The sequence below is a fragment of the Azonexus sp. genome, from assembly GCF_041909095.1.
Lineage (GTDB): Bacteria > Pseudomonadota > Gammaproteobacteria > Burkholderiales > Rhodocyclaceae > Azonexus.
This window is the reverse complement of record NZ_JAYREB010000011.1, coordinates 39,586-63,366: the sequence shown is the minus strand read 5'-3', so window position 1 is coordinate 63,366 and position 23,781 is coordinate 39,586. Positions and strand designations below refer to the sequence as shown.

21 protein-coding genes and 1 tRNA gene are annotated in these 23,781 nt (G+C 64.6%); 17 read left to right on the top strand and 5 right to left on the bottom strand.

The annotated features are described in order from the left end of the window. Position 1: 1 nt before the first annotated feature. The 12 genes from ispG to ACE3OV_RS16445 all read left to right on the top strand — a co-directional run bounded on the left by ispG (position 2) and on the right by ACE3OV_RS16445 (position 12,063). Entirely contained in the window at positions 2-1,231 is a 1,230-nt protein-coding gene (gene ispG, locus ACE3OV_RS16500; protein ID WP_374328581.1) for a flavodoxin-dependent (E)-4-hydroxy-3-methylbut-2-enyl-diphosphate synthase, read from the top strand. Further along, a complete protein-coding gene (hisS, locus tag ACE3OV_RS16495) occupies positions 1,228-2,517 on the top strand; it encodes a histidine--tRNA ligase (protein ID WP_374328580.1) in 1,290 nt (429 codons plus the stop codon). The genes ispG and hisS overlap by 4 nt, the downstream gene beginning before the upstream one ends. 5 nt (positions 2,518-2,522) lie before the next feature. Next, on the top strand, positions 2,523-3,164 hold the full coding sequence (locus ACE3OV_RS16490; protein ID WP_374328579.1) for a YfgM family protein: 642 nt from the start codon (positions 2,523-2,525) through the stop codon (positions 3,162-3,164). Beyond that, positions 3,161-4,324: an outer membrane protein assembly factor BamB gene (gene bamB / locus ACE3OV_RS16485; protein WP_374328578.1), complete on the top strand. Its 1,164-nt coding sequence runs from the start codon at positions 3,161-3,163 to the stop codon at positions 4,322-4,324. Before ACE3OV_RS16490 ends, bamB begins: the two co-directional genes overlap by 4 nt. Continuing rightward, a complete protein-coding gene (der, locus tag ACE3OV_RS16480) occupies positions 4,321-5,655 on the top strand; it encodes a ribosome biogenesis GTPase Der (RefSeq protein WP_374328577.1) in 1,335 nt (444 codons plus the stop codon). Before bamB ends, der begins: the two co-directional genes overlap by 4 nt. A gap of 95 nt (positions 5,656-5,750) precedes the next feature. Then, positions 5,751-5,987, top strand: coding sequence for an RNA chaperone Hfq (gene hfq / locus ACE3OV_RS16475; protein ID WP_374328576.1), 237 nt, complete (start codon positions 5,751-5,753; stop codon positions 5,985-5,987). A gap of 57 nt (positions 5,988-6,044) precedes the next feature. After that, the gene (hflX, locus tag ACE3OV_RS16470; protein WP_374328575.1) at positions 6,045-7,199 is read left to right on the top strand and encodes a GTPase HflX; all 1,155 of its coding nucleotides are present in this window, start codon (positions 6,045-6,047) and stop codon (positions 7,197-7,199) included. Between the two features lie 37 nt (positions 7,200-7,236). After that, a complete protein-coding gene (gene hflK, locus ACE3OV_RS16465; protein ID WP_374328574.1) occupies positions 7,237-8,535 on the top strand; it encodes an FtsH protease activity modulator HflK in 1,299 nt (432 codons plus the stop codon). Beyond that, positions 8,535-9,404 carry a protease modulator HflC gene (gene hflC / locus ACE3OV_RS16460; protein ID WP_374328573.1) on the top strand — a complete coding sequence of 290 codons (870 nt, stop codon included), beginning with the start codon at positions 8,535-8,537 and terminating at the stop codon, positions 9,402-9,404. The genes hflK and hflC overlap by 1 nt, the downstream gene beginning before the upstream one ends. A gap of 8 nt (positions 9,405-9,412) precedes the next feature. Further along, positions 9,413-9,598: a DUF2065 domain-containing protein gene (locus ACE3OV_RS16455; protein ID WP_374328572.1), complete on the top strand. Its 186-nt coding sequence runs from the start codon at positions 9,413-9,415 to the stop codon at positions 9,596-9,598. Then, positions 9,595-10,752: an ATP phosphoribosyltransferase regulatory subunit gene (locus ACE3OV_RS16450; protein ID WP_374328571.1), complete on the top strand. Its 1,158-nt coding sequence runs from the start codon at positions 9,595-9,597 to the stop codon at positions 10,750-10,752. The genes ACE3OV_RS16455 and ACE3OV_RS16450 overlap by 4 nt, the downstream gene beginning before the upstream one ends. A gap of 3 nt (positions 10,753-10,755) precedes the next feature. Continuing rightward, complete coding sequence (locus ACE3OV_RS16445) at positions 10,756-12,063, top strand: adenylosuccinate synthase (protein ID WP_374328570.1); 1,308 nt, start codon at positions 10,756-10,758, stop codon at positions 12,061-12,063. 49 nt (positions 12,064-12,112) lie between these two features. On the opposite strand, the gene ACE3OV_RS16440 is transcribed toward ACE3OV_RS16445, so the two are convergent. Both ACE3OV_RS16440 and ACE3OV_RS16435 read right to left on the bottom strand, forming a co-directional pair. Next, positions 12,113-12,493, bottom strand: a complete 381-nt coding sequence (locus ACE3OV_RS16440) for a hypothetical protein (protein WP_374328569.1) — start codon at positions 12,491-12,493, stop codon at positions 12,113-12,115. Between the two features lie 185 nt (positions 12,494-12,678). Next, positions 12,679-12,763, bottom strand: a tRNA-Leu gene (locus tag ACE3OV_RS16435). Positions 12,764-12,803: 40 nt separating this feature from the next. Between ACE3OV_RS16435 and rnr the strand changes: the two genes are divergently transcribed. The 4 genes from rnr to ACE3OV_RS16415 all read left to right on the top strand — a co-directional run bounded on the left by rnr (position 12,804) and on the right by ACE3OV_RS16415 (position 17,324). Continuing rightward, a complete protein-coding gene (rnr, locus tag ACE3OV_RS16430) occupies positions 12,804-15,035 on the top strand; it encodes a ribonuclease R (protein WP_374328568.1) in 2,232 nt (743 codons plus the stop codon). Between the two features lie 78 nt (positions 15,036-15,113). Then, a complete protein-coding gene (locus ACE3OV_RS16425; RefSeq protein WP_374328567.1) occupies positions 15,114-15,623 on the top strand; it encodes a bacteriohemerythrin in 510 nt (169 codons plus the stop codon). A gap of 59 nt (positions 15,624-15,682) precedes the next feature. Beyond that, positions 15,683-16,414 (top strand): 23S rRNA (guanosine(2251)-2'-O)-methyltransferase RlmB, encoded by a 732-nt coding sequence (gene rlmB, locus ACE3OV_RS16420; RefSeq protein ID WP_374328566.1) that lies wholly within the window; start codon positions 15,683-15,685, stop codon positions 16,412-16,414. Positions 16,415-16,421: 7 nt separating this feature from the next. Then, a complete protein-coding gene (locus tag ACE3OV_RS16415; RefSeq protein WP_374328565.1) occupies positions 16,422-17,324 on the top strand; it encodes a DMT family transporter in 903 nt (300 codons plus the stop codon). 1 nt (position 17,325) lies between these two features. Here the strand turns inward: ACE3OV_RS16415 and ACE3OV_RS16410 are convergent, their stop codons facing one another. Genes ACE3OV_RS16410 through ACE3OV_RS16400 form a run of 3 tightly spaced genes read right to left on the bottom strand, consistent with a single transcriptional unit; the run spans position 17,326 to position 23,021 of the window. Further along, on the bottom strand, positions 17,326-18,747 hold the full coding sequence (locus ACE3OV_RS16410) for an efflux transporter outer membrane subunit (RefSeq protein ID WP_374328564.1): 1,422 nt from the start codon (positions 18,745-18,747) through the stop codon (positions 17,326-17,328). After that, positions 18,747-21,866 (bottom strand): efflux RND transporter permease subunit, encoded by a 3,120-nt coding sequence (locus ACE3OV_RS16405; protein ID WP_374328563.1) that lies wholly within the window; start codon positions 21,864-21,866, stop codon positions 18,747-18,749. Before ACE3OV_RS16405 ends, ACE3OV_RS16410 begins: the two co-directional genes overlap by 1 nt. Positions 21,867-21,875: 9 nt before the next feature. Further along, complete coding sequence (locus tag ACE3OV_RS16400; protein ID WP_374328562.1) at positions 21,876-23,021, bottom strand: efflux RND transporter periplasmic adaptor subunit; 1,146 nt, start codon at positions 23,019-23,021, stop codon at positions 21,876-21,878. A gap of 138 nt (positions 23,022-23,159) precedes the next feature. Between ACE3OV_RS16400 and ACE3OV_RS16395 the strand changes: the two genes are divergently transcribed. Next, positions 23,160-23,780: a TetR family transcriptional regulator gene (locus tag ACE3OV_RS16395; RefSeq protein ID WP_374328561.1), complete on the top strand. Its 621-nt coding sequence runs from the start codon at positions 23,160-23,162 to the stop codon at positions 23,778-23,780. The last annotated feature ends 1 nt before the right edge of the window (position 23,781 follow it).

Sequence of the window (23,781 nt, the reverse complement as noted above, 5' to 3'; positions counted from 1 at the left end):
CGTGACCGCCGTTCCCAAGCGTCCGACCCGCGCCACCGCCATTGCCCACGTCCGCCTCGGCGGCGACGCGCCGGTGGTCATCCAGTCGATGACCAACACCGATACCGCCGATTACCTCTCTACCGCCATCCAGTGCGCCGAACTGGCCCGGGCAGGTTCCGAACTGGTGCGCATCACCGTCAATTCGCCGGAGGCGGCGGCGGCGGTGCCGAAGATCCGCGATCATCTCGACAAGATGAATTGCAACGTGCCGCTGATCGGCGATTTCCACTACAACGGCCATCGCCTGCTCACCGAGCACCCGGCCTGCGCCGAGGCGCTCGCCAAGTACCGGATCAATCCCGGTAACGTCGGTTTCGGCAAGAAGAAAGACGAGCAGTTCGCGCAGATGGTCGAACTTGCTTGCCGCTACGACAAGCCGGTACGCATCGGCGTGAACTGGGGCAGCCTCGACCAGGAATTGCTGGCGCGGATCATGGACGAGAACTCGCGTCTGCCGCAGCCGCTCGACGCGACCGAGATGATGCGCCACGCGATGGTCACCTCGGCGCTCGAATCGGCGGCCAAGGCCGAGGAAGTCGGCCTGGCCGGCGAGAAGATCATCCTGTCGTGCAAGGTTTCCAGCGTCCAGGACTTGATCGCCATCTACCGCGAACTGTCGCGCCGCGCCGATTACGCGCTGCACCTGGGGCTGACCGAGGCCGGCATGGGCTCGAAGGGCATCGTCGCGTCGACCGCCGCGCTGTCCGTGCTGCTCCAGGAAGGCATCGGCGATACCATCCGCGTTTCGCTGACCCCGGAGCCGGGCGGTTCGCGCAGCCAGGAAGTCATCGTCGCCCAGGAAATCCTGCAGACCATGGGCCTGCGCGCGTTCACGCCGATGGTCGCGGCCTGCCCCGGTTGCGGCCGGACGACCTCGACCTTCTTCCAGGAACTGGCCGGCGAGGTGCAGGACTTTGTGCGTGCCCGCATGCCGGAATGGAAGCTGCACTACGACGGCGCCGAGAACATGACGCTGGCCGTCATGGGCTGCATCGTCAACGGCCCGGGCGAATCGAAGCATGCCAACATCGGTATCTCGCTGCCGGGCACCGGCGAAGCACCGTCGGCGCCGGTCTATGAAGATGGCGAGAAGACCGTGACCCTGAAGGGCGACAACATCGCCAACGAATTCAAGGACATCATCGAGCGCTACGTCCAGCGCACCTACAAGAAGAAACTGCAAGCATGAGTCAAGTATTGCAAGCCGTGCGCGGGATGAACGACGTCCTGCCGGAAGAAGCGGCATTCTGGGAGTTGTTTGAAGACACCGTCCGTGCCTGGCTGAAAGGCTACGGCTATCGGCCGATCCGCATGCCCATCGTCGAGCCGACGCCGCTCTTCAAGCGCGCCATCGGCGAAGTGACCGACATCGTCGAGAAGGAAATGTATTCCTTCGTCGATGGCCTCAACGGCGAAGCGCTGACTCTGCGCCCGGAAGGCACGGCCGGCTGCGTGCGCGCCGTGATCGAGCACAACCTGGCGGCGCGGCAGACCCAGCGCCTCTACTACATGGGCCAGATGTTCCGCCACGAGCGGCCGCAGAAGGGGCGTTACCGGCAGTTCCACCAGGTCGGTGTCGAGACTTTCGGCATTGCCGGCCCGGACATCGACGCCGAGCTGATCCTGATGGGTGCCCGCCTGTGGGCCGACCTCGGCCTCGACGGCATCGAACTGCAGATCAACAGCCTCGGTCAGCCGAGCGAGCGCGCCGAACACCGGGCCGCGTTGATCGCCTACCTGGAACAGCACGTCGAGGTCCTCGACGAGGACGCCAAGCGTCGTCTGTACACCAACCCGCTGCGCATCCTCGACACCAAGAACCCGGCGTTGCAGGACATCTGCGCGGCGGCGCCGAAACTGATCGACTTCCTCGGTGCCGAATCGCTCGCCCATTTCGAGGGCGTGCAGCAGGTGCTGCGCGATGCCGGCCAGCCGTTTACGATCAACCCGCGTCTGGTGCGTGGTCTCGATTACTACAACCTGACCGTTTTCGAATGGGTCACCGACAAGCTCGGCGCCCAGGGCACGGTCTGCGCCGGCGGTCGTTACGATGGCCTGGTCGAACAGCTCGGCGGTAAACCGACGCCAGCCTGCGGTTTTGCCATGGGCGTCGAACGGCTGATCGCCTTGATCAAGGACTCCGGCGGCGCGCCGGCCGAACCGGCGCCCGACGTCTATGTCGTGCACCAGGGCGAAGCTGCCGGCCGGCTGGCTTTCCGCGTCGCTGAAGGCCTGCGCGACCAGGGATTGGACGTGCTGCTGCACTGCGGCGGCGGTTCGTTCAAGTCGCAGATGAAGAAGGCCGACGGCAGCGGCGCCGCCTTCGCGGTGATTATCGGCGACGAAGAAGCGGCGACCGGCGAGGCACAATTGAAGGCATTGCGCGAAGAAGGCGTGGCCCAACGTAAACTGAAGGTCGACGAACTGGCGGAAGCCATCATCGACCACATGATTGATTCGGACGAAGAGGAATAAACAGCATGGCGCATTACGACCTCGAAGAACAGGAACAGATCGACACGCTGAAGACCTGGTGGAAGATGTACGGCAATCTGGTCACCTCGCTGTTGACCGCTGCCGCCCTGGCGGCCGCCGGCTGGCAGGGCTGGAACTGGTACCAGAACGATCAGTCGGCGAAGGCGGCGGCGGTTTTTGCGGCGCTTGAGCAGGCGATCGAAGCCGGCGACGCACAGCGACTGAAGGCGACTGCCGGCGAACTGACGGAAAAATTCCCGCGCTCCGGTTATGCCGGTCTCGGCGCCATGGTCGCCGCACGCAGTTCCTTCGATGCCGGCGACCTGAAGACGGCGAAGGCGCAGCTCGGCTGGGTCGTCGACAACGCCAAGGACGAACTGCGTGACATCGCCCGTCTGCGCCTGAGTGCCGTGCTGCTCGACGAGAAGGCCTACGACGAGGCGCTCAAGCAGTTGGCCGAGGCTCCTGCATCTGATTTCGCCGCCCGCTTCCTGGAAATGAAGGGCGACGTGCTGAGCGCCCAGGGCAAGGCAGCGGAAGCCCGCGCCGCTTACCAGGAAGCCATCGGCAAACTTGGTGCCGACGCCGAAGGCGCCGGTCGCGAACTGCTGCAGCAGAAGCTCGACAGCCTGGGAGAAAGCGCATGACGCGTCGTCCACTTTTCCTGCTGGCGGCTGCAGCTCTGGCGCTGGGTGGCTGTTCGACGATTTCCAACAGCCTGGATGCGATCAACCCGTTCGCGCCGTCGGCCCCCAGGATGTCGCCGCTGCCCGAACTGGGCAAGTCAGAACAGGCGGCGAAGACGCTCTGGTCGGTCGACGTTGGCGATGCCAAGGCCTATGACTTCACGCCGGCGATCGTCGGCGAGACGGTTTATGTCGCCGAACACAAGGGCACGCTTTACCGCCTCGACAACGGCAAGACGACCTGGAAGATCGATGTCGGGCAGCCATTGTCGGCCGGTGTCGGTGTCGGCGCCGGGATGCTCGTCGTCGGTACGGCGAAGGGCGGCGTGCTGGCTTTCGATGCGGAAACCGGGAAGGCGCTGTGGCAGGCCCAGGTGAGCAGCGAAGTCCTGGCGACGCCAGCGGTCAGCAGCGATGGCGTTGCCGTGCGCAGCGGCGACAACCGGATCTTCTTCCTCGATGCCCGCGACGGTTCGCGCAAATGGCTTTACCAGCGCCCGATGCCGGCACTGTCGGTGCGTTCGACCGGGGCGCCGGTGTTTGCCGACCGCTACCTGTTCGCCGGTTTCCCGGGCGGCAAACTGGTCGGCCTGTCGCTACAGAACGGCGCGCCGGTCTGGGAAGGCACCGTCGCCCAGCCGAAGGGGACGACCGAACTCGATCGCGTCGCCGACATCGTTTCGGCGCCGGTGATCGACGGCACGCAGATCTGCGCTGTCGCCTTCCAGGGCAAGGTCGCCTGTTTCGACATGGGGCAGGGCGGGGCCATGGTCTGGTCGCGGGACATTTCCTCGGCCCGTGGCGTGGCGCTCGACGGCCGCTATCTCTTCGTCACCGATGACGACGGCGTGGTCTATGGGCTGGACCGTCTGAGCGGCGGCAGCCTGTGGAAGCAGGATAAGCTGCGCAATCGCGCGGTGACCGCCCCGGCGGTTCGCGGCGAGGCGGTGGTGGTCGGCGATGCTGAAGGCTACGTGCATTTCCTGTCGCGCGAAGAGGGCGCTTTCCTGGCCCGCCAGAAAACCGACGGCACCGCCATCCGGGTCGCCCCGCAGCGACTCGGCGAAGCCGTCCTGACGCAGTCGTCGGGCGGTGACGTCAGCTTGATCGGGATCCAATGAAACCCACCATCGTTCTGGTCGGCCGCCCCAATGTCGGCAAATCGACGCTCTTCAACCGGCTGACCAAATCGCGCGACGCCATCGTCGCCGACCTGCCCGGCTTGACCCGCGACCGCCACTACGGTCATGGCAAACTCGGCAAGAAGCCTTTCCTGGTCGTCGATACCGGCGGTTTCGAGCCGCTGGTCAAGGATGGCATCCTGCACGAGATGGCCAAGCAGACGGAACAGGCGATTGCCGAAGCCGATGCGGTCATTTTCGTGGTCGATGGCCGGATCGGGCTCACCCCGCACGACAAGGAAATCGCCAACAAACTGCGCTGCATCGGCCGGCCGGTGCTGGTCGCCGTCAACAAGGCGGAAGGCCTCAACGCCGGCATGGTCGAAGCGGATTTCCACGCCCTCGGCCTTGGCGAGCCGTATGCGATCTCCGCCAGTCACGGCGAAGGCGTCCGCGGCCTGATCGAGCTGGCGCTCGAATCCTTCCCCGAGCCAGAGGACGACGAGTGGCATTCCGACGCGATCCGCGTCGCCATCGTTGGTCGGCCGAACGTCGGCAAATCGACGCTGGTCAATACGCTGCTCGGCGAAGAGCGCGTCATCGCCTTCGATGCGCCGGGAACCACCCGCGATTCGATCGAGATCGATTTCGAGCGCGAAGGGCGCAAGTACGTGCTCGTTGACACCGCCGGCATGCGCAAGCGCGGCAAGGTGTTCGAGGCGATCGAGAAGTTCTCGGTGGTGAAGACGCTGCAGTCGATCGAGGACGCCAACGTGGTGATCCTGATGGTCGATGCCCGTGCCGACATCTCCGACCAGGATGCACATATCGCCGATTTCATCGTCCAGTCGGGGCGCGCCCTGGTGGTCGCGGTCAACAAGTGGGACGGGCTTGACGCCTATGTCCGTGAACAGACCCGGCAGATCCTGCAGCGCAAGCTGAAATTCCTCGATTTCGCCAAATTCCACTTCGTCTCGGCGCTCGAAAACGTCGGTCTGAACAACCTGTTCCGTTCGGTGGACAGTGCCTACGCGGCAGCGATGACCAAGCTGTCCACGCCGCGTCTGACGCGCGTGCTGGCCGATGCCATCGCCCGCCAGGCGCCGCCCAAGCACGGCCTGTTTCGGCCGAAGCCGCGCTACGCGCACCAGGGGGGCTCGAATCCGCCGATCATCGTCATCCACGGCAACGCCGTCGACCAGATCGGCGACAGCTATCGTCGCTATCTGGAACACACCTTCCGGGAAGCCTTCAAGCTGCAGGGAACGCCCCTGCGCATCCAGTTCGTCGCCGGCAAGAACCCGTTTGCCGAGAAGGAGCCACGCCGCTGAATCATTGTCACAAATAACGCACAAAAATTTTCGCATCCACCGACTAATTTGGGTACATTAGGACCCTCATAACAACACACATGGAGTTCCACACCATGAGCAACAAAGGGCAACTTTTACAAGACCCCTTTCTCAACGCACTGCGTCGCGAGCACGTTCCCGTTTCCATCTATCTGGTGAACGGCATCAAGCTGCAGGGGCAGGTTGAGTCTTTTGACCAGTACGTCGTCCTCCTCAAGAACACCGTCACCCAGATGGTGTACAAGCACGCCATCTCCACGGTTGTCCCGGCGCGCCCGGTCAACATCCATCAAGAGCAGGCCGCAGAATAAGGCGGCTGGTCTGGCAGCCTCCGATGTCCGGGGCTGTTTTCTCCGCAGGAATTTCCGATGCTTGAACGGCCGGCTGCCGGTGAGCGGGCCGTTGTCGTACAACTCGATTTCGGCCAGCTGGATATCGAAGACCAGCTCGAAGAAGTTCGCCTGTTGACCGAATCCGCGGGAGGTGCGGTGGTCGGCGAAGTTCGCGGGCGACGTCAGTCGCCGGACCCGAAAACCTTTGCCGGCAGCGGCAAGGTGCAGGAAATTGCCGCCATGATCGCCGGCTGCGCAGCGCAGCTGGTGATCTTCAATCACGCCCTGTCGCCGGTGCAGCAGCGCAATCTCGAGCGCGACCTGAACTGCCGGGTGGTCGATCGCAACAGCCTGATTCTCGACATCTTCGCGCTACGCGCGGCGAGCGCCGAGGGCAAGCTGCAGGTCGAACTGGCCCAGCTCGAACATCTGTCGACCCGCCTGGTGCGCGGCTGGACCCACCTCGAGCGGCAACGCGGCGGGATCGGCATGCGCGGCCCCGGCGAAACCCAGCTGGAAACCGACCGTCGGCTGCTCGGCAACCGGGTCAAACTGCTCAAGGAGCGCCTCGCCCGTCTGGCCCGCCAGCGTGGTGTGCAGCGCAAGGCGCGGCGCCGCGGTGATGTGTTCAATGTTTCGCTGGTTGGCTATACCAATGCCGGCAAGTCGACGCTGTTCAATACGCTGACCCATGCCGGCGTATACGCCGCCGACCAGTTGTTCGCCACCCTCGATACGACCTCACGCAAGCTGTGGGTGGAGGGGGCCGGCAACATCGTCATTTCCGATACCGTCGGTTTCATCCGCGACCTGCCGCACTCGCTGGTCGATGCTTTCCACGCGACGCTGGAAGCGGCGGTTGATGCCGATCTGCTCCTGCACGTCGTCGATAGCGCAAGCCATGCCCGCGACGAGCAGATGGCCGAGGTCGATCGGGTGCTCGACGAGATCGGTGCGCGCGACGTGCCGCGGCTGGTGGTCTGGAACAAGATCGACCTGACCGAAGCCGGGCCGGGGGTCGAGCGGAACGAATATGGTAATATCGCCCGGGTTCGCGTCAGTTCGCGCACTGGCGAAGGCTTGGAACTATTGCGCGAAACCCTGGCCGAATACGCCCGGGCCAAGACCGCGTCGCGGCGCCAGGCGCAAGATGCGGAAGCCTGTCCGGCAAACCCTGATTTCATTGACTGAATCCCCAAAAATCATGATTCCTACGCTAGGTATACTCATGTCGATCAACGATCCGCGCTGGGGCAACCGCGGTGGTGACGACGGCCAGGACGGCGGCGGTCCGCGCCGGCCGAACGACGGTCCCCCGGATCTCGAAGAACTCTGGCGCGATTTCAACCGCAAGCTGTCCGGCATGATGGGCAAGAAACGGGGCGGTGGCAACGGTGGCGGCGACGGGCCGCGCATGCCGCCGGTCGACTTCGGGCCGAAAATGCTCGGTGGCGGGATCGGTGTCCTGCTCGGCCTGATCGTCCTGGTCTGGCTGGCTTCCGGGTTCTACATCGTCGACGAATCGCAGCGCGGCGTTGTCCTCCAGTTCGGCAAGCGTTACGAGACGACCGAGCCGGGCCTGCGCTGGCGTTTGCCCTATCCGATCCAGTCGCATGAACTGGTCAATCTGACCGGTGTGCGTACGATCGAAATCGGCTATCGCGGCACCGAGCGCAACAAGGTGCTCAAGGAAGCCCTGATGCTGACCGACGACGAGAACATCGTGAACATTCAGTTCGCGGTGCAGTACATCCTCAAGGATCCGGTCGAATACCTGTTCAACAACCGTCATCCCGACGAAGCGGTGGTCGGCGCCGCGGAAACTGCGGTGCGCGAGATTGTCGGCAAGAGCAAGATGGACTTCGTGCTTTACGAAGGTCGCGAACAGATCGCCAGCGAAGCTGCGAAACTGATGCAGGCGATCTTGGATCGCTACGATGCTGGCGTGCTGATCTCCAAGGTGACGATGCAGAACGCCCAGCCGCCGGAACAGGTGCAGGCCGCCTTCGACGATGCGGTGAAGGCCGGTCAGGATCGGGAACGCCAGAAGAACGAAGGTCAGTCTTACGCCAACGACGTGATTCCCCGGGCGCGCGGTACGGCCGCCCGCCTGCTGCAGGAAGCGGACGGTTACCGGCAGCGGGTGATTTCGACCGCCGAGGGTGACGCTTCGCGCTTCCGCCAGATCGTCACCGAATACGCCAAGGCGCCGGAAGTGACCCGGCAGCGCATGTATCTCGACACCATGCAGCAGATTTACGCCAATACCACCAAGGTCATGGTCGATACCAAGGGGCAGGGCAATCTGCTTTACCTGCCGCTCGACAAACTGATGAATGTTGCCGCCGGGACGGCGGCGCAGCAGCAGGCTGGCGATGCACACAACGCGACGGCGGCCGGCCGTCAGCCGTCGGCCTTCGCCGGCCAGGTGCCGCCGCAGCTCGAACAGGCGCCGGCGGTAACAAGCAAGTCATTGTCGTCCAGCGAACGTTCGCCGCTGGGCTCGCGTGATCGGGAGGCCCGCTGATGAATTCGCGTCTCAACCTGCTGGGAGGTGTCGTCCTCCTGATTCTCGTGGCGGTCTCGATGTCGGTGTTTACCGTCGATCAGCGCCAGTACGCCCTGGTGTTTCAACTGGGTGAGGTGAAGCGCGTGATCACCGAGCCGGGATTGAACTTCAAGGTGCCGATGATCCAGAACGTGCGTTTCTTCGATCGTCGTATCCTGACGCTCGACAGCGCCGATCCCGAGCGCTTCATCACCTCGGAAAAGAAGAACGTCCTGGTCGATTCCTACATCAAGTGGCGGATCATCGATCCCAAGCTCTATTACGTGTCGGTCGGTGGCGATGAAACGCGGGCCCGTACCCGCCTCAGCCAGACGGTCAATTCCGGCCTGCGCGAGGAATTCGGCAAGCGTCTGGTGCACGACGTGATTTCCGGCGAGCGCGACAAGATCATGGACCAGATGCGGGAAAAGGCTGATGTCGACGCCCGCCGCATTGGCGTGCAGATCGTCGACGTGCGCCTGAAGCGCGTCGAGTTGCCGGAAGAGGTCAGCGGCGCGGTCTATAGCCGGATGGAAGCCGAACGCAAGCGGGTCGCCAACGAACTGCGTTCCGAAGGTGCGGCCGAAGCAGAAAAGATTCGCGCCGATGCTGATCGGCAACGCGAGGTGATCATTGCCGAAGCCTATCGCGATGCCCAGAAGGCAAAGGGCGAGGGTGATGCCAAGGCGGCGGCGATCTATGCCGAAGCCTTTGGCAAGAATCCCGAGTTCTACGCCTTCTACCGCAGCCTTGAAGCTTACCGGAACAGCTTTGCCAACAAGAGTGACGTTCTGGTGGTCGAGCCTTCGTCCGATTTCTTCAAATACATGAAGAACGTCGGCCGCTGAGTTCGTCAATGGCTTCCAACCTGTTGCTGGCGTTCGCGCTGATGCTGGTGCTCGAGGGCCTGATGCCCTTCGTGGCACCGGCCGCCTGGCGTGAAACCTTTCGCCGCCTGATCCAGATGTCCGACGGCCAGATCCGTTTCATCGGCCTGACCTCGATGCTGGTCGGGCTCATTCTCCTCATTCTCTTCTCATGAACTGGCTGCTCCCCGAATATATTGCCGACGCGCTGCCGTCCGAAGCGGCGCGTATCGAAACCCTGCGCCGCTCGCTGCTCGACCACTGCCGTCTCCGTGGCTTCGAGCATGTGATGCCGCCGCTGCTCGAATATCTCGAATCGCTGCTCACCGGTGCCGGTCAGGATCTAGACCTGCGCACCTTCAAGCTGGTCGACCAGCTTTCCGGGCGCACCCTAGGCGTGCGCGCCGACATGACGCCACAGGCGGCGCGCATCGACGCCCATCTGCTCAACCACCAGGGGGTCACCCGCCTGTGCTACTGCGGCAGCGTGCTGCACACTCTGCCGGCGAACATTTCGGCTGGCCGCGAGCAACTCCAGCTAGGTGCGGAAGTCTATGGCTACGCCGGCGTCGAGGCCGATCTTGAAATCGTCCGCCTGATGGCTTCCGCCTTCGAGCGGGCGCGTCTGCCGCTGGCGCGCATCGACCTCGGGCACGTCGGAATTTTCCGCGCGCTGGTCGAAGCGGCCGCGCTGACTGACGACGCTGAAGCCGAATTGCTGGCCCTGCTGCGCGACAAGGATGTGCCCGGCCTGGCAGCGGCGACGGCGCAACTGCCGTCGCCCTACCGCGAAGCGCTGCTCGCCTTGCCGACGCTCTATGGCGGCAGCGAGGTGCTCGACCGCGCCGCCGAAGTGCTGCCGGCGTCGCTGCCAGCCTTGCGCGCCGCGCTGGAGCAACTGCGCCACCTGATCGAGAGCGCGCCGGAACTGCCGTTCTCGATCGATCTCGGCGACCTGCACGGTTACCATTATCACAACGGCATCGTCTTTGCCGCCTACGTGCCGGGCTATCCGGCGGCGATCGCTCGTGGCGGCCGTTACGATGGCGTTGGCAAGGCTTTCGGTCGGGCCCGTCCGGCCACAGGCTTCTCGCTCGACCTGCGCGAACTGGCGCGACTGCTGCCGCCGGTCAAGCCAGCGGGAGGCATCCTGGCGCCGTATGCCGGCGCTGACCGCGTGCTGGCCGGACATATCGCCGCCTTGCGCGAGCGCGGCGAGATCGTCGTTGAACTGCTGCCGGGCGAAATCGCCTGCGAAGGTCCGCAATGCGACCGCAAGCTGGTGCTGGTCGGCGGACACTGGATTATCGAAGCTATACAAGAGGACTAGAAAATGGCCAAGAATGTCATCGTCGTCGGCACCCAGTGGGGCGACGAAGGGAAGGGGAAGATCGTCGACTGGCTGACCGACCATGCCCAGGGCGTGGTGCGTTTCCAGGGCGGTCACAACGCGGGCCATACGCTGGTCGTCGGCGACAACGTCTACAAGCTCAACCTGGTGCCCTCGGGCATCGTCCGCGATGGCGTCGATTGCTACATCGGTAACGGCGTCGTCCTTGACATCCACCACCTGATCTCGGAAATTGCCGAGCTGGAAAAGGGCGGCATCAATGTCCGCTCGCGCCTCAAGATCAGCCCGGGCTGCCCGCTGATCCTGCCTTACCACTCGGCGATCGACAAGGCGCGCGAGGGGGCCAAGTGCGCCGACAAGAAGATCGGTACCACCGGCAAGGGCATCGGCCCGACCTACGAGGACAAGGTGTCGCGGCGCGGCCTGCGCGTCTATGACCTGTTCCATCCGGAGCGCTTCGCCGACAAGCTCAAGGAGGTGCTGGAGTATCACAACTTCGTCCTGACCCAGTACTTCAAGGCCGATCCGGTCGACTTCCAGACCGTCTACGACCAGGCCATGGCCGACGCCGAAATCATCCGGCCGATGGTCGTCGACGTCTCGGCGGCGCTGTACGACGCCAACAAGGCCGGCCAGAACATGCTGTTCGAAGGAGCTCAGGGTACCCTGCTCGACATCGACCACGGCACCTATCCCTTCGTCACCTCGTCCAACTGCGTAGCCGGTCAGGCGGCCGCCGGTGCCGGCGTCGGCCCCGGCATGCTGCACTACGTGCTGGGCATCACCAAGGCCTATTGCACCCGTGTCGGTGGTGGTCCCTTCCCGAGCGAGCTGGATATCGACACCGAAGGTACACCCGGCCACCAGATGTTCTCGGTGGGCAAGGAATTCGGCACGGTGACCGGGCGCAAGCGTCGTTGCGGCTGGTTCGACGCCGCGCTGCTGCGTCGTTCGGCGCGCATCAATGGGCTGACCGGCCTGTGCATCACCAAGCTTGACGTGCTCGACGGCTTGAAGGAAATCAAGATCTGCACTGGCTACAAGCTGGGCGACAAGGTGGTCGACCTGCTGCCCATCGGTGCCGATGACGTCGCCCTGTGCGAACCGATCTACGAAACCCTGCCCGGCTGGGAAGGCACGACTTTCCGCGTCAAGCGCTGGGAAGACCTGCCGGTCAATGCCCAGGCCTATCTGAATCGTCTCGAAGCGCTTTGCGAGGTGCCGATCGCCATCGTGTCGACCGGCCCCGAGCGTGACGAGACCATCCTGCGCGATCACCCGTTCAAATAGGACGGTAGCGCGCTGATACAGTAACGGGGCCGTTTGGCCCCGTTGTCGTTTAACGGGCCGGAACCGAAACCCAGCCTTCGGGGCAGGCGTTGGTATAGGGATAGTACTGGCCGGAAGAGCGGCAGTAATACCAGTTGCCGGCGGGCGGCGGGGAAACGATGTAGGCCGGTGGCGGGGCCGGCGGTGCTGCGCTGTTGATTGCCGCACCAATGGCGATGGCGCCGAGGGTGACGACGGCGGCTGGAGCGATCCAGTCGTAATGGCGATGCCGGTACCGGGGGGGCGGCGGCGGTGCGTAGTGGTAATGCCTCTGGATGTGGCGTGGCCGGTAGTTGTCGTAATAGCCGTGATGATCCGGCCGGGCGTTGGCCTGACCGACCGCGCCGAGCGCCAGGGAAACGGCGATCAGGGTGCTGGCGATTGCTTTCATGATTGATCTCGCAGGGTGGTGTATGTGCTCAGGATAGCGAGCCGGCACCGCCCTTGCTGCAACCAGATGTTAGTAATTGTTAAGCGCCCGCATTCCCTGTGCTGTGAGACAATGCGCGCCATGCAAAGAAAGCGTCCGGAAATGAAAAAAGGCCTTGCCGAAGCAAGACCTTTCAACAAAATCGCTGGTGCCCAGGAAGGGACTCGAACCCCCACGGAGTTACCCGCTAGTACCTGAAACTAGTGCGTCTACCAATTCCGCCACCTGGGCACAGGTGCGAAGAGCCGCCATTATAGAGAAGAGAAAACCGATGTCAAGAAAAAAGATCAGCAAGATTCGCCGTGCCGACCCCTTCTACGAGCGCGAGGCACAGCGCTACGAATTTCCCCTGCCGTCGCGCGAGTACATCGCGCAGGTGCTGGCTGACGAAGGACGGCCGTTGTCCTTCGATGAACTGTGTGGATTGCTCGACATCGCCAAGGCCGAACGCGAGATGTTCCAGCGCCGGCTCGGGGCGATGGAGCGCGAGGCGCAGCTGATGCGCAACCGCAAGGGCGATTACATCCTGCCCGAACGCGCTTCGCTGACCGCGGGGCGGATCCAGGGCCATCAGGACGGCTACGGCTTCCTGATTCCCGACGACGGCAGTGCCGACATCTTCCTCGACCAGCGCCAGATGGGCAAGGTGTTGCACGGCGACCGCGCGCTGGTCCGGGTCATCGGCCTCGATCGCAAGGGGCGCCCGGAAGGCAGCATCGTCGAGGTCACCGAACGCGCCAACAGCCGGGTCGTCGGCCGCGTCTTCGTCGAGCACGGGGTTGTCTTCGTCGTCCCGGAAAACAAGCGCATCGCCCAGGACATACTGGTGCCGCCGGAAAAGAAGAGCAAGCTCAAGGTGCAGTCCGGGCAGGTGGTGATGGTCGAGATCATCGAGCAGCCGAGCAAGCATTCGCAACCGATCGGGCGCATCGTCGAGGTGCTGGGCAATTACGCCGATCCGGGCATGGAGATCGAGATTGCGCTGCGCAAGCACGATCTGCCCTTCGAATTCCCGAAGGCGGCGCTCGAGGAAAACAAGAAAATGCCCGACAAGGTGCGCAAGACCGACCTCAAGGGGCGCGAGGACTTGCGTGAATTGCCGCTGGTGACGATCGACGGCGAGACCGCGCGCGACTTCGACGACGCGGTCTACTGCGCGAAGCAGGGGCGGGGCTGGCGGCTGGTGGTGGCCATCGCCGACGTTTCGCACTACGTGCAGCCGGGCATGGCGCTCGACCGCGAGGCCTTGTCGCGCGGCAATTCGGTTTACTTCCCGCGCCGCGTCATCCCGATGCTGCCGGAAAAACTCTCCAACGGCATCTGTTCCTTGAACCCGGACGTCGAACGGCTGGCGATGGTCTGCGACGTGGCGATCAGTGCCGCCGGCAAGATTGGCAAGTACCGTTTCTATCCGGCGGTCTTCCGCTCGCATGCGCGGCTGACCTACAACCAGGTCTGGTCCTGGCTGAGCGGCGAGAAAACGCCGGAAAGCGAAGCCCAGCGCAACGTCCTGCCGCAGGTGCAGAACCTCTACAAGCTCTACCAGGCCTTGCACAAGGCCCGGGGCCAGCGCGGCGCGATCGATTTCGAGACCACCGAGACGATGATGCTGTTCAACGACCAGGGCAAGATCGAGAACATCGTCCCGGTGGTGCGCAACGATGCCCACCGCATCATCGAGGAATGCATGCTGGCCGCCAACGTCTGTGCCTCCGATTTCCTGGCCCAGCACAAGCAGACCTGCCTCTACCGCATCCACGAAGCGCCGTCCGAGGAGAAGCTGCGCAACCTGCGCAGCTTCCTCGGCGAATTCGGGCTCACGCTTGGCGGCGGCGACGATCCGCGAGCCAAGGACTACGCGCTGCTGCTCGAAAAGATCAAGCCGCGGCCGGATTTCCAGCTGCTGCAGACGGTGATGCTGCGCTCGCTGAAGCAGGCGATGTACAGCCCCGACAACGTCGGCCATTTCGGGCTGGCCTACGAGCATTACACCCACTTCACCTCGCCCATCCGGCGCTATCCGGATCTGTTGGTGCACCGGGCAATCAAGGCCGTGCTCAGCGGCGGCAAATACGAACCGGGCCAGGCCTGGGACGAGATCGGCCTGCAGTGCTCGGCGACCGAGCGGCGTGCCGACGAGGCGACGCGCGATGTCGAGAACTGGCTGAAGACCTTCTTCATGAAGGAGAGGATCGGCGAAGTCTTCGATGGCACGATCTCGGCAGTCACCGCCTTCGGCATCTTCGTGGCGCTCGACCAGGTCTATGTCGAGGGCCTGGTGCATGTGTCGGAGCTGGGCCAGGACTATTTCCAGTTCGACAACATCAAGCACCAGATGCTCGGCGAACGTACCGGCGAGCGCTTCCGGCTCGGCGACCGGGTACGGGTCAAGCTGGTGCGCGCCGACCTCGAGTCGAACAAGATCGATTTCGTGCTGGTCCGCGAGGAGCGCACGCTTGCCGCCGGCAGCAAGGGCAAGCGCAAGCCGGCGCGCCAACGCTGAATCGCCGGCGGCCCCGGGCCTGGTTTACAATGAATGCTGGGGTAATCGCCAGAGATGAGGATGACGGGGGAAGCAAGCATGTTTGCCGTGCGGTTCGGTATCGATCCGGCCGCAACGGAGTTGCCGGCGGCACTTGAGACCGGGAATGCGAGGATCGATCGGGACCATCGCCAGTTGCTGGCACTGCTCGGCGAGTTGCGGCATATCTGCCGGGATATGGCCGGTTTGCCTGACTGCACGGCTTGTTCGGCCGCTCAGCAGCTACTTTGCGAGGGGCGGCTGATTCCGTTGCTCGGCGACCTGTTTGCCTGCATGCTTGATCATTTCGCTGGCGAGGAGTTGCTGATGCGTGATACGCAGATGCAGTTTGCCGACAGCGAGCACTGTGCGGCGCATATCGAGGATCACGCGGCGATCGCCCAGACGGTGCAGGAGCTGGTTGCCCGTCTCGACGTCGTGCACACGGTGGAACGCATCCGCGAGCTGGACGCTTTGCTGGCCCGCTGGGTTGTCAATCACATCGAAATGCATGACGACCTGCTGGTTCGCTGGCTGGCGAAGCGGGGGATTCCGGGGGCTGCCGCGTAGGGGCTGCGGTGAGCAGGTGGGCGGGGTAAAATGCGCCTCCCTGCCTGTTCGAGTTGCCCATGTCTACCCGCCTGATCTACGGCTTTCATGCCATCACCGCCAAGCTGCGCCAGGACCCCGAGTCCCTGCGTGAAATCCTGATCGACGGCGACCGCCAGGACGCGCGCGCCCGCGATCTGCTGCGCCACGCCGAACTGCAGGGCGTGCGCGTCATTCTTGCCGACGGCAAGCGGCTCGACGATCTGGCCGGTGGCGGCCGGCACCAGGGGGTGGTCGCCCGCCTCGATGGCGAGCGCAAGGCAGCCCACCTCGACGACGTGCTCGATACGCTGGAGGAGCCGGCTTTCCTGCTCGTCCTCGACGGCGTCACCGACCCGCGCAACCTCGGTGCCTGTCTGCGCGTCGCCGACGCCGCTGGCGTCCATGCGGTGATCGCGCCGAAGGACCGCTCCGCCGGCCTCAACGATGTCGCCATCAAGACCGCCTGCGGCGCCGCCGAGAGCGTGCCCTACGTGATGGTCACCAACCTGGCGCGGACGCTGCGTGAGCTCAAGGAACGCGAGATCTGGGTGGTCGGTACCGCTGGCGAAGCAACGCAGGACCTTTACGCCGCCGAGTGGCCGCAGGCCGTAGCCTGGGTGATGGGCGCCGAAGGCGAGGGCATGCGCCGCCTGACCCGGGAGACCTGCGACCAGCTGGTCAGCATCCCGATGCACGGCAGTGTCGATAGCCTCAACGTTTCGGTCGCCGCTGGCGTCTGCCTGTTCGAAGCGCGGCGCCGCCGCATTTGATGACCTGATGACGCATCGCCGCGCGGTCTGGCTGATGGTGCTGGTGACGCTCCTGTGGAGCATCGCCGGCGTCGTCGCGCGTCACCTCGAGGCGGCTGCCGGCTTCGAAGTCAATTTCTGGCGCAGCGCCTTCAACGCGCTGGCGCTGCTCGCCGCACTGCGCTGGCTGCGTGGTGCTGCCGTCTGGTCGGCGTTACGCCAGGCGCCGCGCGTGGTCTGGGTGTCCGGGCTGTGCTGGGCGGTGATGTTCACCGCCTTCATGCTGGCGATAACGCTGACGACGGTGGCGATGGTGCTGGTGACGATGGCGATCGGGCCGATGGTCACCGCGCTGTTTGCGCGGATTTTCCTGAAGCAGCGCCTGCCGGCGCGGACCTGGGCGGCGATCGTCGTTGCCGCCCTCGGCATTGCCTGGATGTTCGGCGGCGGTGCCGGAAACGGTAGCCTGTTGGGGGCGCTGGTCGCCTGCGCGGTACCGGTGGCGGCGGCGGTCAACTGGACGCTGCTGCAGAAGATCGGTCGGGCCACGGAAGAAGGTCCGGACATGCTGCTGGCGGTGCTGATCGGCGCCTTGCTGTCCGCCTTGTGCACCCTGCCGCTGGCCTGGCCCTGGCAGGCGACGGCGCACGACCTTGGCCTGCTGGCCTTGCTCGGCGTCGTTCAACTGGCGATTCCCTGCCTGCTCGTGGTAACCCTGGCGCGCGTCCTGCCGGCGCCGGAAGTAGCCTTGCTGGCTCTGCTCGAAGTGATTTTCGGTGTTGCCTGGGCCTGGCTGTGGGCCGGCGAGACGCCGTCGACCAGCGTGCTGGCCGGCGGTGCGCTGGTGCTGGCGGCACTGGTCGGCAACGAGGCGCTGGCGATGCGCCGGCGCCATGCGGACGGCGTCGCCGCCGTCCGTTCCCAAGCCTGAATCAGCCGGCGACCGGCTTCCAGCCGCCGCCAAGTGCCTTGAACAACTCCACCGCCGCGTTGAGGCGGGCCTGGCGGGTGGCGATCGCCGCCAGTTGCGCGTCGTTGGCGCTGCGCTGGGCGTCGAGGACTTCCAGGAAGCCCGAATAGCCGGCGTCGTAGCGTAGCTTGGCCAGCTCGTGCGCCTTCTGCGCGTTATCGACGCGCTGCTGCTGCGCGGTTTCGGCGGCGCCGTTCTCGCGCAGGTTGACCAGCGCGTCGCGGACTTCCTTGTAGGCGGTTTCCAGCGTCTTCTGCCAGGCGATCAGCGATTGCTCGTTGAGCGCCTTGGCCTGGTCGACGCGCGCCGTCGTCTTGCCGAAATCGAAGATCGGCATCAGTAGCGAGAGGCCGCCGGTCCACGTGCTGGCGCCGCTGGAGAAGAGGTCGGACAAGGTCTTGCTCTCGCTGCCGAGAACGCCGGTCAGCGTGAACTTCGGGTAATAGCCGGCCTTGGCGACGCCGATGTTGGCATTGGCGGCGACCAGTTGCTGTTCGGCCTGCTGGACGTCCGGGCGCGCTTCGATCAGGTCGGCCGGCAGGCCGGCCGGCGGTTGCGGCGGCAGCGGCAGTTGCTTGAGGTCGCCGGCGGCGATCTGCAGGTCCGGCTTGCCGGTGAGCAGTGCCAACTGGTTCTCGGCCAGCGCCCGCGCCCGACGCAGGTCGGCCAGTTGCGCCTGCAGCGTGGCGACGGCGCCGTCGGCCTGGTACTGGTCGAGCGGCGAGACGAGACCGGCATCGACCCGGGTCTTCACCAGCTTGGCGCTTTCCTCACGGCTTTGCAGGGATTCGGCGGTGATTGCCAGCTGCGCGTCGAGGGCGCGCAGATTGAGGTAGTTGCCGGCGACCAGCCCGGCGACCGAGAGGCGGATGGCGTCGCGGCCGTAGCGGCTGGCCAGCAGGTTGGCGCGCGCCGCTTCGTTGCTGCGGCGGACGCGGCCCCAGATGTCGAGTTCGTAGGAGAGGCTGAGGCCGGCGCTGCGCGCGCGCAGGATGTCCGGCGAGTTGGCGTTCCAGGTGGCGGTCTTCTCGCTCAGTTTGCTGTTACTGCCGGCGCCCTGCGCGTCGATTTCCGGGAACAGCGAAGCGCCGGCCTCGCGGGCGGCGGCATCGGCTTGCTCGACGCGAGCGACGGCACTGCGCAGGTCGGCGTTGCCCTGCAAGGCTTGATCGACCAGTTCGTTCAGGGTGGCGTCGTTGAACAGCGTCCACCAGCGCTCATTGACGGCGGGATTGGCGGCGGGCGCTGCGGCGACGGCGGTCGGCGCTTCCTTGAAGGCGGCCGGCAGCCAGTTGGCCGGGCGCAGGTAGTCCGGGCCGACGGCGCAGCCGGAGAGCAGCACGGCCAGCGCCAGCGGGGTCAGGCGGAATACGGAGCGGGACATCATGCTTTCTCCTCTTCGACGTCGAGATGCCTCGGATCGATCTGTTTGCCGCGCTCCAGCCATTTGAAGAAGAGCGGGATGAAAATGGTGGCGATGAAGGTCGCCGCGATCATGCCGCCGAAGACGCCGGTACCCATCGACTGGCGGGCCGCAGCGCCGGCGCCGGTGGCCTTGACCAGCGGGAAGACGCCGAGCACGAAGGCGAGCGAGGTCATGATGATCGGCCGCAGGCGCAGGCGGGCGGCCTCGACCGCCGCTTCGGCAACGCTCATGCCCTCGGCGTACTTCTGGGCGGCGAACTCGACGATCAGGATGGCGTTCTTCGAGGCGAGGCCGATCAGCACCACCAGACCGATCTGGAAGTAGATGTCGTTCGGCATGCCGCGCAGCCAGATTGCCGTCAGCGCGCCCATCAGCGCGAACGGCACAGCCATCACGACGGCCACCGGCAGCGACCACTTTTCGTACTGGGCGGCGAGGATCAGGAAGACCATGATGATGGCGAAGCCGAAAGCCTGCAGCGACGAGCCGGAGGTCTGCTTTTCCTGGAAGGCCTGGCCGGTCCAGGAAATCGCGTAGCCCTCGGGCAATGTTGCCTCGGCCACTTCCTCGACGATGCGGATGGCGTCGCCGGAGCTGATGCCGGGCTTCGAATCGCCCATCACCTTGGCGGCGACGAAACCGTTGAAGCGCTCGACCTGTTCCGGACCGATCACGCTCTTGACGGTGCTGATCGCCGACAGCGGAATCATCTTGCCGCTGCTCGTGCTCTTCACGTAGACCTTGCCGATGTCGTCCGGCTTCATCCGGTAGTTGGCCTCGGCCTGCAACTGCACGCGATAGACGCGGCCGGCCTTGTTGAAGTCATTGACGTAGAGGGCGCCCATCGTGCTTTGCAGCGTCGAATAGACGTCGGCCAGCGGAATGCCCAGGGCGAGCGCCTTCGGCTCGTCGACCTCGACGAAGATCTGCGGCACGGTCGGCCGGAAGAAAGTCGAGATACGGGTGAATTCCGGATGCTTCTGCAACTCGCCCATGAAGCTCTGGACCACTTCGTGCAGCTTCTTGGCGTCGCCGTCCACGCGGTTCTGGACATAGACCTCGAAGCCGCCGGCGGTGCCGAGGCCCATGATTGGCGGCGGGTTGAAGACCAGACCCATGCCGTCCGGCTGCATCATGCCGATGCCCATGAACTTGCCGGCCAGGTCCTGCGCCTTGCCCTGGCGTTCCGACCAGTCCTTGAGCGGAATGAACATGGTGCCGGCGTTCGGCTTGTTGCCGCCGCCGATCAGGTCGAAGCCGGAAACGACGAAGGTGTGCTTGACCGCTTCGTCCTTGGCGATCATCGAGCGCATGCGTTCGCCGGTTTCCTGGGTGCGCTTGAGCGTCGCCGCATCCGGCAGCATCAGCGCCGAGATCAGGTAGCCCTGGTCTTCGGCCGGCACGAAGCTGCCCGGGATGATGCGGAAGAAGAAGCCGGTGACGGCAATCACCCCGACGAAGACGAGCGAGCCGACGATGCCGTGCTTGAGCGTGAAGCTGACGGTGCGGGTGTAACTGTTGGTGAGGCGCTCGAACAGGCGGTTGAACGGCGCGAACAGCTTGCTCTCGGTGTGTTGCGCCTTGAGCAGGATGGCGCACAGTGCCGGCGTCAGGGTCAGCGCAACGATGCCGGAGAGCACCACGGCGACGGCGACGGTGACGGCGAACTGCTTGTAGAGCTGGCCAGCGATGCCGCCAAGGAAGGCGACTGGGATGAACACCGCGCACAACACCAGGACGATCGCCACCAGGGCGCCGGAAACCTCGCTCATGGCCTTGATCGCCGCCTGACGGGGCGACAGCTTTTCCTCTGCCATCAGGCGCTCGACGTTTTCCAGGACGACGATCGCGTCATCGACGACGATACCGATCGCCAGCACCATCGCGAACAGCGTCAGCGTGTTGATCGAGAAACCGAACAGCCAGAGGCCGGCGAAGGTGCCGATCAGGGAGATCGGCACGGCGACCATCGGGATCAGCGTCGCCCGCCAGCTCTGCAGGAAGATGTACACCACGGCGATGACCAGCAGCGCCGCTTCGACCAGGGTCTTGACCACTTCGTTGATCGACGCCGAGACGAAACGGGTGGTGTCGAAGGGAATGACATAGCTCATGCCCTCGGGGAATTTCTTCTGCAGCGTGTCCATCTTCTCGGTGACGCGCTTGGCGACGTCGAGCGCGTTGGCGCCGGTCTGCAGGAAAACGCCCATGGCGATGGTCGGCTTGCCGTCCAGGGTCACGCTCTGGTCGTAGCTGTAGGCGCCGAGTTCGATGCGCGCGACGTCGCGCAGGCGCAGCACGCCGCCCGGGCCGCTGGCGCGGATGACGATGTTGCCGAACTCTTCCGGCGTCAGCAGGCGGCCCTTGGCGGTCACCGTATAGACCAGTTGCTGGTCGCTCGGCGCCGGTTCCTGGCCGATCTTGCCAGCCGCGTTCTGGGCGTTCTGGGCCTTGATCGCGTTCGAAATGTCGGCGGTGGTCAGCCCCAGTTGCGCCATGCGGTCGGGCTTGAGCCAGATGCGCATCGAATAGTCCTGAGCACCGAAGATGGTGACATCGCCGACGCCGGGAACGCGCTTCAGTTCATCGACGATGTTCAGGCTGGCGTAGTTGGACAGGAACAGGGTGTTGTACTTGCCCGATTCGGAATCGAGGGCGATCACCTGCAGGATGTCGTTCGAACGTTTCTGGACGATCACGCCGTTGCGCCGGACTTCTTCCGGCAGGCGCGATTCGGCCGCCTTGACCCGGTTGTTGACGTTGACCGCGGCGTCGTCGACATCGGTGCCGACGTCGAAGGTGGCGGTGATGCTGATGCTGCCGTTGGCCGAGGCCGACGAGGTGAAGTAGGCGAGGTGCTCGACCCCGTTCAACTGTTCCTCGATCGGCGCGGCGACGGTGCGGGCCAGAGTTTCGGCGGAAGCGCCGGGATAGGTGGCGGTGATCAGCACGGTCGGCGGCGCGATCTGCGGGTACTGCGCAATCGGCAGCACCTGCGCAGCGACCAGGCCGGCGATGACGATGATGATCGAGATGACCGAAGCGAAGATCGGTCGATTGATGAAGAACCTGGACATGATCGCCCCTTATTTCTGTGCCGCAGCGTTGCCGGCGGCCGGTGCCGCACCCGGCTTGCCGCCGGGGGCAGCGCCTGCACCGGGTGCGCCGGGCGGATGCGGGGCGACCGGCACGCCCGGTCGCAGCTTCATCAGGTTGTCGACGATGACCTTGTCGCCAGCCTGCAGGCCGCCCAGGATGACCCAGTCCTTGCCGTGCCATTCGCCGGTCTTGACCGGGCGCGGCGCCACCTTGCTCTCGCCGTCGGCAGTCATCACCAGCGTGCCCTGTTCGGTCTGCAACACCGCCGCTTGCGGGACCAGGAAGATGCCGTCGCGCTGGCCGGTGAGCAAGCGGATGCGGACGAACTGGCCGGGCAGCAACTGGCCGTCGGGGTTGGCGAACTCGGCGCGTAGCGCCTGGGTGCCGAGCGTGGTGTCGATGTTCGAAGCGACGAAATTGAGCTTGCCCTTCTGTTCGTAAACCTGGCCGTTGGCCATCACCAGTTCGACGCCGCTCACCAGGTTTTCGGTGACGCGGCCGCCGGGCAGCTTGGCGAGGTCGCTCTCGCCGAGCGAGAAGCTGACCCACATCGGGTTGGTCTGGTAGATCGAGGTCAGCAGGCTGTCGCTGCCGGTGCTGACCAGGTTGCCTTCGGAGCGCACGGCGCGGCCGCTGGTGCCGCCGACCGGCGCGGTCACCGTGGTCCACGAGAGGTTCAGTTCGGCCTGGCGCAACGCCGCCTGTGCCATCGCGTCAGCGGAAGTGGCGTCGTCGTAATCCTTCTGGCTGATCGCCTTGGCGTCGGCCAGTCCCTTCAGCCGCTGCTTCTCGCGCGCCGTCTGCTCGGCACGGGCTTTCGCCTCGGCCAGTGCAATTTCGTAAGGCGCGCGGTCGATCTGGAACAGCGGCTGGCCGGACTTGACGACGTCGCCTTCCTGATAGAGGCGCTTGACCAGGATGCCGCCGACGCGGGCCCGGACTTCGGTCTCGCGAGCGCCTTCGGTTTGCGCCATGACCTCGATCGAGGTTGGCACGGTCTGCGGCTGCATGTCGAGGACGGTGACCGGCATCGGTCCCATCTGCGGCGCGGCCGGTGCATTTTTGTCCGAACAAGCGGCGAGCAGCAGGCTGCCGACGAGGGCGGCGATCAGGGTAGGTTTGTTGGTATGCATGGTTGGGGTTCTCCGGCGGGGAAGTTTTGGGCTATTATATACAAACACGAATGTATGTAAAACGCCTCAGTGGCTTACAGCAAAGCATTTTTGTGTTGCAAATTGTAGTTGCTGCCGGCCGGCAGCAGGGAGAACGAGATGGTCAGAAAAACCAAGGAAGAAGCTGAGCAGACGCGCAAGGATATCGTCACCGCAGCGCGCAAGGTCTTCCACGAATGCGGTGTCAGCCGTTCGTCGCTGGACAAGATCGCCAAGGCGGCCGGTGTCACGCGTGGTGCCATTTACTGGCATTTCCAGGACAAGGCGGAAGTCTTTTTTGCGATGCGCGACGAGGTATTCGAGCCGATGCTCGGGTGCACCGACGCGGTGCTCTACGATCCTTCCCTGGTCAATCCGCTCGATGCGATCGAGGGCTCGATCAGGGAGTTCTTTCGCGTTCTGGCGACCTGTCCGGATTTCCGCGAAACCTTCGAGATCATGATTTCACGCTGTGAATACGTCGAGGAGTTCGCCAGCGTGCAGGAGGAAGTCGGCCGGCCGGCGCTGGAGTTCCTCGAAAAGATCGAGCGCATGTACCGCCTGGCGGCGGAAAAAGGCTACCTGCGCGACGGCCTCGATCCCGACGCGGTGGCCAGCGATACCTGGGCCTTCACCAGCGGCCTGCTGCACCTGACGCTGGGTTGCCGCAAGAACACCGGGCTGGAGCGGGAGATTCCGCAAATGATCGCTGCCCACATGGCCTTGCGCCGACGTGGCTGAG

Coding starts and splice junctions, on each gene's coding strand:
- ACE3OV_RS16415 (WP_374328565.1), top strand. CDS start 16,422: ATGACGCATCGCCGCGCGGTCTGGCTGATGGTGCTGGTGACGCTCCTG.
- ACE3OV_RS16440 (WP_374328569.1), bottom strand. CDS start 12,493: ATGAAAGCAATCGCCAGCACCCTGATCGCCGTTTCCCTGGCGCTCGGC.
- ACE3OV_RS16490 (WP_374328579.1), top strand. CDS start 2,523: ATGGCGCATTACGACCTCGAAGAACAGGAACAGATCGACACGCTGAAG.
- hflK (WP_374328574.1), top strand. CDS start 7,237: ATGTCGATCAACGATCCGCGCTGGGGCAACCGCGGTGGTGACGACGGC.
- ACE3OV_RS16410 (WP_374328564.1), bottom strand. CDS start 18,747: ATGTCCCGCTCCGTATTCCGCCTGACCCCGCTGGCGCTGGCCGTGCTG.
- ACE3OV_RS16405 (WP_374328563.1), bottom strand. CDS start 21,866: ATGTCCAGGTTCTTCATCAATCGACCGATCTTCGCTTCGGTCATCTCG.
- ACE3OV_RS16455 (WP_374328572.1), top strand. CDS start 9,413: ATGGCTTCCAACCTGTTGCTGGCGTTCGCGCTGATGCTGGTGCTCGAG.
- hflC (WP_374328573.1), top strand. CDS start 8,535: ATGAATTCGCGTCTCAACCTGCTGGGAGGTGTCGTCCTCCTGATTCTC.
- hisS (WP_374328580.1), top strand. CDS start 1,228: ATGAGTCAAGTATTGCAAGCCGTGCGCGGGATGAACGACGTCCTGCCG.
- ACE3OV_RS16450 (WP_374328571.1), top strand. CDS start 9,595: ATGAACTGGCTGCTCCCCGAATATATTGCCGACGCGCTGCCGTCCGAA.
- rnr (WP_374328568.1), top strand. CDS start 12,804: ATGTCAAGAAAAAAGATCAGCAAGATTCGCCGTGCCGACCCCTTCTAC.
- ACE3OV_RS16395 (WP_374328561.1), top strand. CDS start 23,160: ATGGTCAGAAAAACCAAGGAAGAAGCTGAGCAGACGCGCAAGGATATC.
- hflX (WP_374328575.1), top strand. CDS start 6,045: ATGCTTGAACGGCCGGCTGCCGGTGAGCGGGCCGTTGTCGTACAACTC.
- ACE3OV_RS16400 (WP_374328562.1), bottom strand. CDS start 23,021: ATGCATACCAACAAACCTACCCTGATCGCCGCCCTCGTCGGCAGCCTG.
- bamB (WP_374328578.1), top strand. CDS start 3,161: ATGACGCGTCGTCCACTTTTCCTGCTGGCGGCTGCAGCTCTGGCGCTG.
- der (WP_374328577.1), top strand. CDS start 4,321: ATGAAACCCACCATCGTTCTGGTCGGCCGCCCCAATGTCGGCAAATCG.
- ACE3OV_RS16445 (WP_374328570.1), top strand. CDS start 10,756: ATGGCCAAGAATGTCATCGTCGTCGGCACCCAGTGGGGCGACGAAGGG.
- rlmB (WP_374328566.1), top strand. CDS start 15,683: ATGTCTACCCGCCTGATCTACGGCTTTCATGCCATCACCGCCAAGCTG.
- hfq (WP_374328576.1), top strand. CDS start 5,751: ATGAGCAACAAAGGGCAACTTTTACAAGACCCCTTTCTCAACGCACTG.
- ACE3OV_RS16425 (WP_374328567.1), top strand. CDS start 15,114: ATGTTTGCCGTGCGGTTCGGTATCGATCCGGCCGCAACGGAGTTGCCG.